General features: G+C 51.0%; 14 protein-coding genes. 1 reads left to right on the forward strand and 13 read right to left on the reverse strand.

Going from position 1 to position 13,801, the window contains the following annotated elements:
- Positions 1-37: 37 nt before the first annotated feature.
- The 13 genes from LIZ66_RS03280 to LIZ66_RS03340 all read right to left on the reverse strand — a co-directional run bounded on the left by LIZ66_RS03280 (position 38) and on the right by LIZ66_RS03340 (position 10,349).
- Positions 38-1,414: a DEAD/DEAH box helicase gene (locus LIZ66_RS03280; protein WP_227200380.1), complete on the reverse strand. Its 1,377-nt coding sequence runs from the start codon at positions 1,412-1,414 to the stop codon at positions 38-40.
- Positions 1,411-1,779: a VRR-NUC domain-containing protein gene (locus LIZ66_RS03285; protein ID WP_306797060.1), complete on the reverse strand. Its 369-nt coding sequence runs from the start codon at positions 1,777-1,779 to the stop codon at positions 1,411-1,413. The genes LIZ66_RS03280 and LIZ66_RS03285 overlap by 4 nt, the downstream gene beginning before the upstream one ends.
- Positions 1,776-2,339, reverse strand: coding sequence for a hypothetical protein (locus tag LIZ66_RS03290; protein ID WP_227200378.1), 564 nt, complete (start codon positions 2,337-2,339; stop codon positions 1,776-1,778). The genes LIZ66_RS03285 and LIZ66_RS03290 overlap by 4 nt, the downstream gene beginning before the upstream one ends.
- Before the next feature lie 16 nt (positions 2,340-2,355).
- Complete coding sequence (locus LIZ66_RS03295) at positions 2,356-3,423, reverse strand: DUF932 domain-containing protein (protein WP_227200376.1); 1,068 nt, start codon at positions 3,421-3,423, stop codon at positions 2,356-2,358.
- A gap of 81 nt (positions 3,424-3,504) precedes the next feature.
- Positions 3,505-3,843, reverse strand: a complete 339-nt coding sequence (locus LIZ66_RS03300; protein WP_227200374.1) for a hypothetical protein — start codon at positions 3,841-3,843, stop codon at positions 3,505-3,507.
- A 12-nt stretch (positions 3,844-3,855) separates the two neighbouring features.
- Positions 3,856-5,853 carry a DNA polymerase gene (locus LIZ66_RS03305; protein WP_227200372.1) on the reverse strand — a complete coding sequence of 666 codons (1,998 nt, stop codon included), beginning with the start codon at positions 5,851-5,853 and terminating at the stop codon, positions 3,856-3,858.
- An 88-nt stretch (positions 5,854-5,941) separates the two neighbouring features.
- Positions 5,942-6,529 carry a DUF2815 family protein gene (locus LIZ66_RS03310; protein WP_227200370.1) on the reverse strand — a complete coding sequence of 196 codons (588 nt, stop codon included), beginning with the start codon at positions 6,527-6,529 and terminating at the stop codon, positions 5,942-5,944.
- A 90-nt stretch (positions 6,530-6,619) separates the two neighbouring features.
- On the reverse strand, positions 6,620-7,843 hold the full coding sequence (locus LIZ66_RS03315) for a DUF2800 domain-containing protein (protein WP_227200368.1): 1,224 nt from the start codon (positions 7,841-7,843) through the stop codon (positions 6,620-6,622).
- A gap of 11 nt (positions 7,844-7,854) precedes the next feature.
- Positions 7,855-8,526, reverse strand: coding sequence for a hypothetical protein (locus LIZ66_RS03320; RefSeq protein ID WP_227200366.1), 672 nt, complete (start codon positions 8,524-8,526; stop codon positions 7,855-7,857).
- A complete protein-coding gene (locus tag LIZ66_RS03325; protein WP_227200365.1) occupies positions 8,523-8,957 on the reverse strand; it encodes a hypothetical protein in 435 nt (144 codons plus the stop codon). Before LIZ66_RS03325 ends, LIZ66_RS03320 begins: the two co-directional genes overlap by 4 nt.
- A complete protein-coding gene (locus tag LIZ66_RS03330) occupies positions 8,935-9,387 on the reverse strand; it encodes a nucleoside 2-deoxyribosyltransferase (protein WP_227200363.1) in 453 nt (150 codons plus the stop codon). Before LIZ66_RS03330 ends, LIZ66_RS03325 begins: the two co-directional genes overlap by 23 nt.
- A complete protein-coding gene (locus LIZ66_RS03335; protein ID WP_227200361.1) occupies positions 9,384-9,575 on the reverse strand; it encodes a hypothetical protein in 192 nt (63 codons plus the stop codon). The genes LIZ66_RS03330 and LIZ66_RS03335 overlap by 4 nt, the downstream gene beginning before the upstream one ends.
- Positions 9,576-9,695: 120 nt before the next feature.
- Positions 9,696-10,349, reverse strand: coding sequence for a hypothetical protein (locus tag LIZ66_RS03340; RefSeq protein ID WP_227200359.1), 654 nt, complete (start codon positions 10,347-10,349; stop codon positions 9,696-9,698).
- 445 nt (positions 10,350-10,794) lie between these two features.
- On the opposite strand from LIZ66_RS03340, the gene LIZ66_RS03345 reads away from it, so the two are divergent.
- Positions 10,795-13,779: a tetratricopeptide repeat protein gene (locus LIZ66_RS03345; RefSeq protein WP_227200357.1), complete on the forward strand. Its 2,985-nt coding sequence runs from the start codon at positions 10,795-10,797 to the stop codon at positions 13,777-13,779.
- Positions 13,780-13,801: the final 22 nt, after the last annotated feature.

Here is a 13,801-nt window from a genome sequence, read left to right on the forward strand (position 1 = left end):
GCGGTGCAGGACATTACCGCCCTACACCGCATGGAAATCAAACTCCCAACTGCGCTTTGACCGCTGAGATCAGCTTCTCCTGTGTCATGTCCTTCTGCTCCAAAGCCGCCATGACATCCTCATCCACAGTGTCCTTGGTGATGATGTGGTGGATGGTGACCACCTGCGTCTGGCCCTGCCGCCAAAGACGAGCATTAGTCTGCTGATACAGTTCCAAAGACCAGGTCAGCCCGAACCAGATCAGGATGTGTCCGCCCTGCTGGATGTTCAGACCATGTCCGGCCGATGCAGGGTGGATTAGTGCAACTGGGATGTTCCCGGCATTCCAGTCCTTAATGTCGGTACTGCTTTTGATGTCCCGGACTTTGATTTTCAGTTTCGACAGATGGTTGATAATACGCTCCCGGTCATGCTTGAACCAGTAGGCCACCAGCACCGGCTGTCCGTTGGCCGCTTCGATCAGGTCTTCGAGAGCTTCCAGCTTGTGGTCATGGATGACTCGTGCTTTGCCGTTCTCGTCATAGACCGCGCCATTGCTCATCTGCAACAGCTTCCCTGTCAGTGATGCAGCATTGGCAGCGTCTATGTCACCGTCTTTCAGCGGAATCAGAAGATCCTGCCGGAGCATATCGTAGAGTTCCCTTTCCTGCGTGTTCATCTCGACTTCGCACCTTGTAGGTACACAATCCGGCATATTGAGATAATCCAGAGCCTTCATGGAAATCGTAATGTCCGAGATCCGCTGATAGATCATCTCCTCTGCCCCCTGTCTAGGAACATACTGGAACACGATGCCGGTTGCCGGATTCAACGCACCCGCCTTGAAGTAGGCTTCCCGGTACCGGCCGATAAACTTGCCGAGCCGTTCCCCGCCATCCAAAATTCCAATCTCTGCCCACAGGTCCATGAGACCGTTGGAAGAAGGTGTGCCGGTCAATCCGACCCACCGCTTCACGAACGGGCGGACTTTTCGTAAGAACTTGAAACGCTGGGACTGATAGTTCTTGAATGATGACAGCTCATCAATCACGATCATGCTAAAATCCCATCGCATTCCATTTTTCTCGTAATACTCCACCAGCCACCTGATATTCTCCCGGTTGACGATGTAAATCATTGCCGGGTGGTGGACTGCTGCGATCCGGGTCTTAACATCTCCAACGATGACGGAAATATCCAGCCCTTTCAGGTGGTCCCACTTTTCGATTTCTGCCGGCCATGTGTCACGAGCAACACGCAGTGGAGCAATGATGAGAACCTTGCTGACCTCGAAGGTCTCAAGCATAAGGTCTTTGATTGCGGAAAGGGTGATTACAGTTTTGCCTAAGCCCATATCCAGAAAAAGAGCTGCAATTGGGTGCGTCTTGATATACTCTGTGCAGTATCTTTGGTACTCATATGGGACAAATCTCATACACCGCCTCCTTTCTCCGGAAGATTCACTTCCGGCATCTCCGGTATCTTTGCCCCGATCCCCTGTGGGATAGGCTCACCGGGTGTCCAGCACAGGAGCGCATCCACAGCAGGCTGGATCTGCTCCAAGCGGTCAACGCAGAACACCGGGAAGCCCAGGGCTTCGAGCTGCTGTCTGCGCTTTCGCTGGAGGATACGCATCTGTTTGCCGGGCGCTTTCAGCTCCACGAATGCACACTTGCCGCCAATCAGTAGAACCAGACGATCTGGCACGCCATTCATGGTCTGACTGGTAAATTTAAGTGCCTGTCCTCCAGCAGCCTTTACCGCAGCCACGAACTGTTTTTCTACTTCACTTTCTCTCATACGGATGCCTTTCTCTTTCTACAATCCCGGAGGTATTTTTTCTTTGCCGCGTAATACTCCGCTCCAAACCAGAAGTTACCACTCTCAGAACCTTCCGTTTTGATAATCACACCCTCAGAAGGGTCAAGCTTGGAGTATACCTCAATGACTTTACGCTTAAGTACAGGAACAGCTTTTCGCTTAGGAGGTTCGTCTGCGTTCTTCTTCGGCTGCATATTGCTCTCGACAAAAGCCATATCCTTCTTGAGTTCCTTAGCCGTGCCGATAAAATAGAAAGCCGATTTCGACCCGATATGAAGGACCGTATCATTACCAAACCAGCTGAGAATATCTTTCAGTTCCGGACGGTTTCCGGCTTTAAAGAGACGGTCAAATTCTAGCTGCTTTGGTGGAAGCAGTTCTTTCAACATCTTCTCTTTCTCTTTTCGCCGTTCTTCTCTCATCACATTCCCGATAGCCTCATTTGCAGTCGGATCAGAATGACTTCGGTTATTGCGACATTCCGGCACCTTTTCTTCTTTATGATCGACCCAACGGATAACCTGTGTTTCTTTCTGCATGATGATTCCCTCCCCATTACTGATTGATCTGCTTCCACTGCTGCGGCTCCATCGTGGCGACCTGCCAGCCGATGCCCTCCAGTGTAGTGGCACGGTCGTAGGAAACGACATCCTGCGATGTGCGGGTGACTGCGTTGGACAGGCCGTACAGAGACAGGTCGCCGCCTTCAATGAGGTACTTGAGGATACCTTCCTGCTCCTCGGCATTGATGCCATAGCTCTGGGCAGTCAGCTGCACCACATCCTGTACCCTGCCGGTGATCGGCACTGCCATAGATTCCTGCAGGCGGCCGACCACCTGGGAAAAGCGAGCCTCATCAATGGCAGCCATCGTGGTATCACGCAGCTTCAAAAGAAATGCCTTGTCCTCCGCTTCCATCGTCTCGTCCGAATACAGCGTGAAGCTGTCCTCCACCGCCTTTGCCTGACGGCCCACATGATGACGGCGTTCGCCCATGTCATTGACCACCATACCGTTGGTGCAGACCAGACGGTATACCAGCGGCTGAATCGACACAGCTCCCAGACCGACCTCGGAGTTGGAGATCATCACGCCAGCCTGGACGATATCACCCTTGCGGACTTCCATCTCCAGACGGTGATTGACCACCTTGAGGTACAGACGGTTTTCCGTTACCTCGCAGGACATCACCTCGTACTGATCATTACCTGCGAACAGCGGCAGGACAGCTGTGGCAATCTCCATATTGTCGATACGGCGATAGCGTTCCGACAGCAGCGCACGGGCTACCTGTCCGGCACCGTAATCCATAGAGCGAACCATATAAGAGCTGGGCTTGTCCGCAAACCAGCTGTTCACATTCTCTGCCAGCAGTTCCGGCTTTTCTTTCTGCATGAGATCATAATATTTTGCCGGGATGCCCAGTGCCGATGCCACCTGGCGGTGGAACAGCGAAGTTGTCCCGAACACCTCCTGCTGATTCGTGGTCAGATGGTTGATCTCAAAGGTGTGTCCATCTTCCCGGAGGTGCATCCCCTGTGCCGGACTGATAAAGTCCTGCTTTGCCTGATTCTGACGGTTCAGTTCGACCAGGACTTCCTGCAAATTTCTTCCTGTTTTCATAGCGATTTTCCTCCCTATCTATACGGCGCATATTTATACGCCCTTTTATTCGTCCGTGTCCTTGCGGCAAGGGCACCGTGTTTACAGTTCTCGGTTGATCATCTGCTGGATGATCCGTACTGCTCCCTGCATCCGCCTGCGGTTCAGCCGCGTATCCTGCAGGAGTGCGTCCAGTGCGTCCACCTCGTCCCGGATGTTACAGAGAACCGACCGCTGATGGTCAGCAAGGCGTTCACCATCCCGTTCCATGCGGTCATACTCTTTTTCGTAATCATCGATATCCTCCACATTGGTTTCGATATACTCCTCGATCTCCCGGCGGAGTTCCTCACCGGCATAGTCCTCGACTGCATCCAGCAAGTCTCGAATACCAAAGGGTGTCAGGAGTTTTCCGTCCTTCATTTTCAATACATGCGGCATCTTGTTCACCCCTTAGTCTTTGAAATAGTAGTCACCCTTGTAACCAGCTGCCGCCAACGGCAAGCCCTTACACCATGCCGGGTTGACCGACATCAGCTTACAGACCTCATCCACTGTGTACTGACCCTTGGGTGCCTCGATGATGACTTCATCGTGAACATGAGCCACAATGTTCAACCCCTCTGCTGAGATGCGGTCCATCGCTTCAGCCAGAATGTCACGGGCAATGGCCTGCGTTGCATTCTCGACCAGCCGACCGGAGTAGGTTTCCTGTCTGCTCCACTTGTGATTCTGCCCCACACCTTCATAGGTCAGGCTCATACGGCCGAAGCGGTTCGGTTGCTGTTTCGGTTTCAGATACGCAAGCCGTCTGCCTGACGGAAGCACCATCCAGAGGGTGCCGGAATAGAACTCAAAGGCGATCTTTCCGACCTCCTGCCGCTCCCCGGTCTTATAGGCGGTCATCGCAGCCTTTTCGGTATCCCACCAATACTGCACGATCTTCGGGTTGGCTTCCCGCCAGGAATCAATGATCTCCGGCAGTTCTTCTTCGTGCAGTCCCATTTGCAATGCGCCCATACTGATGAGTGCGCCGGAGGAGCCGCCATAGCCACAAGCCAGAGTCGCAATTTTCCCTTTCTGACGCAGGTCACCGTTGATGCCGTGCTTGACAACAGGCACATGAAACATCTGGGAAGCGGTAGCACAGTAGAGATCCTCGCCGTTCTGGAACGCATCCAGCACCCACTGTTCCTCCGCCTCCCACGCAAGCACACGGGCTTCAATAGCAGAAAAGTCTGCCACGATGAACTCGCATCCATCTTTCGGGATCAGCATGGTGCGGATCAGCTGGGACAGGACATCCGGTGTATTGCCGTAGATACTCTCGACCATATCGAAGCACCCCAACTTCACGAGTGTTCTCGCTTCATCCAGCGTTGAGATGTGGTTCTGTGGGAGGTTTTGCAGCTGGATATTCCGGCCGGAATATCGACCGGTACGGCTGGCTCCATAGAACTGGAACAGTCCTCTGGCTCTGCCGTCAGGACACACACAGCGTTCCGCCGCCTGATATTTCTTCACAGAGCTTTTTGCCATCTGGAACCGGAGCTTCAGCATATCCATTGCCTCAGCATCTACTCCGTTCTTGTCCAGCTCTTCGATCATCTGGGCTACATCCTTTTTTCCGAGCGTGTCCATCGGGATGCCGCGCTCCTCCAGCCATGTCTTCAACTGAGATACGGAATTCGGGTTTTCAAGTCCCGTCAGCTCGTAGGCTTTCCTGCTCATGGCATCGGAGAGCATCAGGTCGCAGGTGATTGCTTCCTGCACCAACTCCGTATCGATTCTCACGCCGCGGTCATTGATGCGCTCATTCGTGCGATAATGCTGCCATTCCAGTTCCGTCATTGGGAACTTCTTCAGTCTCTTGTAGATGTCCACCTCGGTATTGACATCCTGAATGCAGTAATACTTGAACTTTGCCCAGTCCGCCGGGTAATGCTCCGGAAGATTCCGGGTCCGCATCCCATTTGACTTGGTCGGCTTGCATGGCACAGAAAACAGCTTGATGAGCCGCTCACCTTCTTTGTCTTTCTGCTGGCTGGTCTTCAACACCGTACCGACACCTTTCAGTGCCAGCGGCAAAGTCAGCGATGCTGCCATGACCATCGTGCAGATCCAGCTATCCGGCGAAAGGAACTCTCCCGGTTTCAGATACTGTCCGGGATAGTGCCGGTTCAGATGCACGGAGAAGCAGACACGCTCAAAGGCGGCATTGTGTGCGATCAGCCGCACATTGCCGGTTTGGAATGCCTCCAGCAGTTCATCCGGTATGACTTCTCCCGATGCAAGGTCTGCACATCTTGTCTCGCCAAAGCCATCCCCTTCATCGGTTGCCCAGGCTACCAGCAGGATTTCAAAGCTGGTATCTGCGGCATAGCGGTACAGACCGCATTTTCCGATATCCACCTCGCTGTAGGTCTCAATATCGACCAATATCTCTTTCAAAAAATCACCCCATATCTAAGAAAAAACCGGGAGACACCTCTGCATCTCCCGGCGTGCTCATTTACTTGTGTCCTTGAAACACCGGGTCTTACTTCAGATAATCCGGCAGTTCCTCACCGGCATCGCCGCCCAGAACATCCTCATCATCTTCCAGAGCATCAAAGTCGGAGTCCGCAGATGCACGGCCGGACAGACGGTCGCCGTCCTTAACGAACTGGATATTGCCCAGACCTGCCGCAACGCCACGGTTGCCGTTGGCATTGAACGGATAGAGGTTGACGCTGACATTGCAGAAGCAGCCAGAGTAGACCATCATCGGGTCCATGATCGGCTGAACATGACGGTCAACAACCTGCGGTGCATCCTTACTGGTGGCATTCAGGAAGAAGTGGTTCTGATAGGTTTCATCATCCGGACGGTCGATGTCACCATCACGCAGTGGAAGTTTCAGGTTCGGCGGAATCTTGCCGCCCCACTTGCGGACCTTGCCATCTTCCTTCGCGGCTTCGACCGCCTTATGGATCGCCAGCAGGGTCTTCTTATCGTCCTTCGGGATCAGACAGGAAACGGAATACTTCGCCTCGCTGCCATTGATGCTCTTCGGCTCGAAGATGTTGGCAAAAGAGATGCGGCACGGGATAACGAGCTTCGTTGCACTGGTAATTTTCTTAGCCATAATAAAAATCCTCCAAATTCTTTTGTGATGCCGCGCCTCTCATCTGACTGCGGCATCCTGTTGTGTAATGCGTTTTTTCTATGTCCAGCCTCAGTCAAGGGGCGTGAACTCATCCTCGGCAGTCTCCAGATTGACTGCCTCTCTGGGATCAGAGTTTGGTACAAGAGCCAGCTTACCGGGTGGCTTGACCACATACTCTCCCAGAATCTCCTTGAACTTTTTCTTTCCCATGAGCTTTTCAAACTCAGTAAGGGAGATCAGCTCAGTCTTGTAAATATCGGTGTATCCGGCTTTTTCTGCTGCAGCTACCACCGACTTTGTGTCAAGGAACTGCCGCTTGCTCCTGCCCTCGACCACCTTATAGCCATCCCACGCAACTCCGTGGTTGATGGCTTCGGAACTGACATAGGCAAAGATGGCCTCGATCCAGGACTCAATGCGGTTCAGGGTCGGGAGCATCTTTTCGATGTCCGTCTTGGAAAGGAGCGCCGGGGACTTGAAGGTCGGTGCGGAGGTATCCAGATTGAAAGTTGCTGTGGCATCGGTTTCCTCTTCCTCATCGGTAAGAACACCTTCATCCAAATCCAGAAATTCTTCCTTCACCAGTGCCAGAGCTTCCTCAGCACAGGCTTTGCAGGAAGTTCTGGCACGGCAGAACCGGCACCAGTCTCCGGGAACCTGCTCGCCTTTTCCTTCAAAGGCCAGCTTTGCCCTCGGCCTAACATAGGTCTCTGCCCAGTCCAGCAGTTCCTCCACACTGCATTCATACGTTGAGATATTTTCCAGTCGCGGCTGGATAATGGTCATGGACACCTGCTTGATGTTGTACAGGTATCCGTAGGCGTGATAAGCGCCCAAGGCGTACAGCATCATCTGCGGATTGTGGTCACAGCTGACGAATACGCCTTTGCCGTTCTTGTAATCCATGACATACAGTGTCCCGTCTGCGATGATCACGCAGTCGCCGGTACCGAAGCCAGATGGAACCAGATAGCTGTAATCGAGCCGCTCCTCCACCATGACCAGTGGATGCGGGCAGGTCTCCTTGATGCGCTCCACCGTGGAAATGATGAACTCTGCGTAAATGTCAGTGTTCGCTTCCATCTCCTCGTTCTCGTACTCGGAGGTCGGACGCTGCACCCTCTCATGCAGGTACTTGCGGAGCTTATACTCACCCAGAGCATGGGCAGCTGTTCCTTCCTCGGCATACACCGAGGATTCATTTGGAAAGTTCTGCTCCAGCCTTGCCGAAGGCGTACAGTTCAGCCAACGTTTCGAGCTGGAAGCAGACAGGATTGCGTGTACTTCTGGCATAGCGACCTCCCTTAAATCTGGGAAACATCGGCCAGAAACGCTTCGTACTTCTCCGCAGGCAGATCAGACAGCTGGGCTACACCATAAGTCTTCAGAAGCCGACCGATCTTCTCGTTGTTGTCGCGCTTCTTTTTGATCTTCGCCACAATGACCGCCGTGATATCATCCTTGGTGATTGTCACCGCAGATGGTGTCTTAGCGGCAGCAGATGATTCCTGCTCGGTCTTATCAGTCGGCTCGTCCTTCTGAACATTCTTCTTCTCCTGACCAGTATCCTCGCTCCACGGCAAGGCGTCTGCATCATCCGCCGGGAAGTTTTCTTCTGTGGTATCCTCTGCTTCCCCGACACTGTTCTCGGCCTCCAGCTGTGTGTCTGCACCGGCATCACTGTCGCTGTCATTGACAGGATCTTCCGGCTTGTCCACAGCTTCCTCTACCTTTCGGGTCTTCTTGATCGGCTTCCTACGGGGATGCGGTGCTGCTGAACCTTTCTTCTCAGACACAGCAGGAGCTTTCTGATCCACGACCGGAAAGATACGCTTTCCCTCCGGGACAGCATCTGCGCCCAGAAGTTCAAGCTGGTCAGACACGCCCTCAAACATCTGGGCGAGTCCTTCAAAAACCTCGGTCAGCCCATCCACGACCTTCTTCGGAGCATTCAAAGCATTCAGTTCGTCCATCATGCGTTTGCCTCCTCTCCGGTTTCTTCCTCATCACCCCACAGGTCATCCAGATAATCGGCCTGTGCCTTCAGAACTGCCAGAATGACCTTCTCGCACAGACCAGTTTCCTTGTGGATACGCTCCAGCATCTCATCGAAGTCGATATCCTCTACCGGGTCGTCTGCCTCAGCATCCGGCTCCTGACCGAAACCGTAGTTGTAAGAGGTCATGCGTTCATCCATGTGGACATGCAGGTTCTCGATGTTGAGTGAAAGGACCGGAACACTGGACGGGCGTGCCGGCATCGGCTTGTCCTGCTTCTGCACTTCCGTTTTTTCCTCTGCCCTGACAGGAAGCGGAACCTTTACCACCTTGGCATCCTTCAGCATCTCGCCAATCATTTCCTCCAGAGTCATGCTCTTCTCATTCTTATTCTCCATTGTCTTTCTCACTTTCTGCAGCTTCCTGCTGCTCTTCGGTTTTACCCTCCATTGGTATGTGATACTGCTCGGAAAGCCTCTTCAGAAGCAGCTCGACCATGCGTCCCGGCTCCGGGAGATTACGAACAGGTTTCTTCAGCTCATATGCTCTCTTGATCTCCGCTGCCATCCCCTCGGATATGGATTCGCCGAACACCCACACTTCATCCGCGGCTTCCAGCCACTCCATTCCAAATCGGATTCCTGTTGCTCGCTCCTGTGCATCCTCATCCTTTAAGAACTGGGTAAAATACAGATGCGGAGCCAGCGGCAGGACTCCCATCGTGGCAAGAATCCTGCAGGCTGTCTTTGCCCTCTGGATGTTTGCCTCCAGCTGTGCCTTCCTGCACGGCGGGTCGTTTGCTGTCGGTCGGTATGGCGAACAAACAAAAATCTTCTTCACTTTGCGGCCGCCTTTCCTGCTGCTTCCGGGTAAATGTCAACATGACCCACAGTGTCCCCCGGTGTGATGACCAGAACTTTCATTCCGTCACCCAAAAGCCAATGGACCAGTCTTGCAGGCAGCTTCATTACCCGTCCGTCCAGCACTTTTTCTTTGTTTTTGACACGAACTTCAATGCGGTGCTTCATGCTCCTCGCCTCCTTAAATAGATATTGAAGTGCGGAAAGCCGATCCCGGCTTTTTGGTCACACCGTTCTGTTTTCCCGGTGGCCTTCTGCCCTTCTAAGTCACAGGCGATGGAGGAAGCCTTAAATCGAACCCCCTCTCCAAAGTTTTTTCAAAATTTTATCTGATGCGATTTTTTCTTCGATCTTCTTACGGCGTTTCCGTACAGCCGCTTCCGATACCTCATCCTCTGCAGCCGCTTCAACATTGGATTTTTCCTGCTCTACGACCTGCCGATATGTATGGAGCTGGGATTCTGGAAGTTCATCCCTAAGCTCATGCAGTCGGACAATATAATCCGGTTCTTCATCCTCTGCGCCCATCGTGATAGCACATTCATATAAAAGGCTGGACTTATCTTCACTGCCTTCATCATCTGCAAAAGAAGCATCCAAGGACAGGTTGTAGGAATCCGGGCACTTTTCGCCGGGATGGGCTTCCTCCCACTCCCGGATCTGCTTCTTCTTGTTTTCATCCGCAGGCGGTTTCAAATGTTTATTGTTGTTGTAGACTTCCCTATCACGGTCCATATGCCACTGACGGATAAACTCTGCCGTCACGACTTCTCCCGTAACCTCATTCACGCCCTCATGGATGACAAGAGGCCTGTCACCGATGTAATAGACGATGACATCCCGAAGATCCTGTGGAATTTTACGGTACATGTTTTTAAATGCGCTGTAATCACGCTTTCCTGCCTTGCTCTGAGCTGCTCCGTTTTTCTTTGTTTCCTTCATTTTTGTGTCCTTTCCGCTCGTGCGGACAGGCAAAGGAAACTCTGACAAGGAGGGCCTTCTGGAAGAAAGTCGTGTCTGGTCTCATAAGAACCCGGAGATCGGCTGCAAAAAGAAAAATGCGCAACAAGTCAGAGGGCACTCGTTACAGTCACAGCGAATTCTGCGGTTAGGTAAACCGTAAAATTCATCGACTGTATGAGAATCCTTTGCCTATTGCGCACTGGGCTCTGTATTCTATTTTTTATATGTTCACAGCCATATCAGCTGTACGCACTTCAAATAAGTGCTAACTCCCCATGTTCTTCTGTGAACACAGGTGGTATAATGGTTCTATCTTCAGAAGTTTTCTTATCAGCTCCCTAAAAAACTGTAACATTACATTTCAGTTGGTTTCCAGTTGGACTCCGGTTGGAATTTAAATTTTAACGAAAGGAGTACCTGCGCCATGCCATTTTCGTATACCTGTACGGACTTTCTCCGTACATTGCTTGAAAACTGTATCGGAACGGTCATGATCGAATGGGAACAATGGAACTTTCCGTCTCCCAGTTTTGACCGTGGATACTTTAACAGCCGACTGAAGCAAGCCATGCCGATCAACGAACTTACACATAAACGGCTCATCCGACTTTTCGAGTGCGTATTTAATCCTGAAAACAGAGAGGGACGTTTTCAGGAACCCCAGGCCGTAGAAGCAGCTAATGCACTGATCGATCTGATTCAAAACTATTTTCATGTTGATTTATCCATCTGGATAAACAGATATACTGTAAATAATCTGGCTCATCGTTCTCACCTCCTCTACTGCCTTGAGCTGATTTTTGCTTTGTCAGAAGGAAAGGAAACTCTCCCAGTTTCTGAAATATCTAAAGCATTGACCGCCTATCTGGAACAAGTCGATTTAAATCCAGAAGTTCCAAGGCCCTCATATCCTGAGCTTTTATCTGCAGTTCCTTATCCTCAGACCGAGCATTATATTGGCCGTGAAGAACTAACTGCTGCGGTTTCCAATAGACTGATAGACGGAGAGTCCTGCTATCTGCACGGCATCGGCGGTATTGGTAAAACAGAGATTGCCAAATCTGTCTTGAAGGAAATTCTTGACACTCCTACTTCCGATTCCGGCATCACTCATGTTCTCTGGGTCGACTGCATTGAAGACAATTTCACCCTTTCTCTGGTTCAGGCCTTGCATCTGGATCAGAAGTTTCATAACATCGAGCAGGCATTTCAGGCGGCCATTAAAATAATCAACAACTATAAAAATCGCCTCCTGATCGTAATCGATAATGTTGACAGCCTGGAACATACAAGGGAATCCTCAATCAGCGAATATCTGCACTGCCGCGTATTGATCACCAGCCGATGTGCAGGATTTGGGTCGCTTACGGAAGTTCCTGTTCCTCCTCTTTCCCTGAATGACTGTATAAAACTTTTTTATGCGTATTATCACGGTGACAGGGATGACATCACACTGCGTAAGATTGTAGAACTCTGCGACTGCCTTCCTTTGGCCGTTGAGCTGCTTGCAAAGATCGCAGATGCTGAAGAACTTCTACTTTACGAATTTTACGAAACCCTTCTGCGTTGTGGCTTTGATATGAGTTCAGAAGAAATCACAGCAGCTCATGAAAAGCTACATTCGGAGGGGACTGCAGTTCAACAGCTGTCCAAGGTTTTCCGGGTATACGGCCGTTGTCCTGAAGAACAGACCTTGCTTGTACAGATATCCACGATCCCGAATATCCGCTTTCTTTTTTCTCAGGCAAAGAGGTGGTTCCTGCTGAGGAACAGGACACCCCTGAATCACCTTGAGCATCTAGGCTGGATCAAGAAAGAAGCTCTCTATGACAACGGCCGGAATCGCTATCGCTATTACATGCACTCGGTCATCGCGGCTGCTATTCGTGCTCAGTTTATCGATGATCTTTATGACCTGTGTCAGGGTTTCATCCATGAGATCACAATTGAAATGACCTCCTGCCTGTCGCAAAATGATGCCACTAAAAAAGAGCTCATCCAGTTCAGCTGGTCCTTGAATGATATCTTCCACGGTCAATTCCAGTCAGAGGAAGACAGCGACTTTTTGTGGGCGCTTGCCGAAATATACCGCGATATCGGCTACTATGAACGTGCATTGCCTTTGCTAGATTCCCTGGACACCCTCTATTGCCAGCTTTATGGTGAGGGAAACATCAAGCTGGCTTCCGTCTGGAACAGCCGCGGCATGATTCAGTATGAGTTATCCCATTTTCCGGCTGCATTGGATGCATACCAGACAAGCCGGGATATTTATGAGAAAAACCATCCGGCTGGTTCTTATTCCCCTTCTGAGAGAATCGACCTTGTAAAACTCGATTTGAACATTGGAAAGACCTATCTGAAAATTGACTACACGAAAGCCGGGACGTATTTTGATCGGGCCTACCAGACTCTTTCCGGGGAAGCAGAAGCAGAACAGCATCTGAAATTGAACGCTCTTGCACATAAGGCAATGCTCTTAGCACATTCCGGCCAGCTTGAAGAAGCCGAGAAGATTTTTGTAGACATTTACAATCAGACCGATGCGAAGAGCAAGGATCGTGAGATGCTTCTGCTTCGTGCAGGCGTGGCACACCATATTGGAAATATTTACTCTGATATCGATCCGTCACAGGCAATGCCTTATTTAGAAGAAGCACGAGATATTTTTTGGAAGCTGCTGTCGCCTACTCATCCGGATACTTTGGATGTGCTCAACTCCGTTTGCTCCCTTCGTCTCACACTGGAGGACGATTACGATGATATTCTGGCTGGACTCCAGAAGCTTCTCGAATTGTTCATCAAAGCCTACGGTCCAAATGACCCAAATACCGGCACGATTTATAACAACATCGGACTGTGCTATTACTACATGCAGCGCCCCGATGAAGCCATCGAAAACTACAAGAAGGCCCTTCAGATCGATTCCTTGACCTACGGTGAGAATCACGAGTCAACCGCGTACATCTTAAACAACATCGGCGGTGTCTACTCAGAATCCGATCATCCTGAACTGGCAATCCCTGAGCACGAACGTGCTCTGCGAATCTATGAGGCAGCTTATCCAAATCACATGAACCTTGACCTTGCTCAAACACATTCCGATTTAGCCGATGCGTACCTTAGGGAAGGAGATGCCGACAAAGTCATGGAACATTTGAATGAAGCATTTTCCATCTACGATAAGATGCTTCCCGAAAACGCAAGACAACTGTTGCAGCCATATTCCACTCTGGCGAACCTTCTTCTCGCTCTGAATGAGTATGATGAATCCATTACCAACTACTCCCACGTCCTGTGGCTGATGAAGGAAAACGGATACACCGAAGATTCGTTTGCGTTCCATGAATTTACCGACAGGATCAATGAAGTCCGTCAACTGAAAGCACAAGCAGCCGCTACTGAGTAAAAAAAAGCCGAGGCAGACTCCA

Source organism: Blautia faecis (assembly GCF_020554845.1).
GTDB classification, from domain to species: domain Bacteria; phylum Bacillota; class Clostridia; order Lachnospirales; family Lachnospiraceae; genus Blautia_A; species Blautia_A faecis.

Coding starts and splice junctions, on each gene's coding strand:
- LIZ66_RS03280 (WP_227200380.1), bottom strand. CDS start 1,414: ATGAGATTTGTCCCATATGAGTACCAAAGATACTGCACAGAGTATATC.
- LIZ66_RS03285 (WP_306797060.1), bottom strand. CDS start 1,779: ATGAGAGAAAGTGAAGTAGAAAAACAGTTCGTGGCTGCGGTAAAGGCT.
- LIZ66_RS03290 (WP_227200378.1), bottom strand. CDS start 2,339: ATGCAGAAAGAAACACAGGTTATCCGTTGGGTCGATCATAAAGAAGAA.
- LIZ66_RS03295 (WP_227200376.1), bottom strand. CDS start 3,423: ATGAAAACAGGAAGAAATTTGCAGGAAGTCCTGGTCGAACTGAACCGT.
- LIZ66_RS03300 (WP_227200374.1), bottom strand. CDS start 3,843: ATGCCGCATGTATTGAAAATGAAGGACGGAAAACTCCTGACACCCTTT.
- LIZ66_RS03310 (WP_227200370.1), bottom strand. CDS start 6,529: ATGGCTAAGAAAATTACCAGTGCAACGAAGCTCGTTATCCCGTGCCGC.
- LIZ66_RS03315 (WP_227200368.1), bottom strand. CDS start 7,843: ATGCCAGAAGTACACGCAATCCTGTCTGCTTCCAGCTCGAAACGTTGG.
- LIZ66_RS03320 (WP_227200366.1), bottom strand. CDS start 8,526: ATGATGGACGAACTGAATGCTTTGAATGCTCCGAAGAAGGTCGTGGAT.
- LIZ66_RS03335 (WP_227200361.1), bottom strand. CDS start 9,575: ATGAAGCACCGCATTGAAGTTCGTGTCAAAAACAAAGAAAAAGTGCTG.
- LIZ66_RS03340 (WP_227200359.1), bottom strand. CDS start 10,349: ATGAAGGAAACAAAGAAAAACGGAGCAGCTCAGAGCAAGGCAGGAAAG.
- LIZ66_RS03345 (WP_227200357.1), top strand. CDS start 10,795: ATGCCATTTTCGTATACCTGTACGGACTTTCTCCGTACATTGCTTGAA.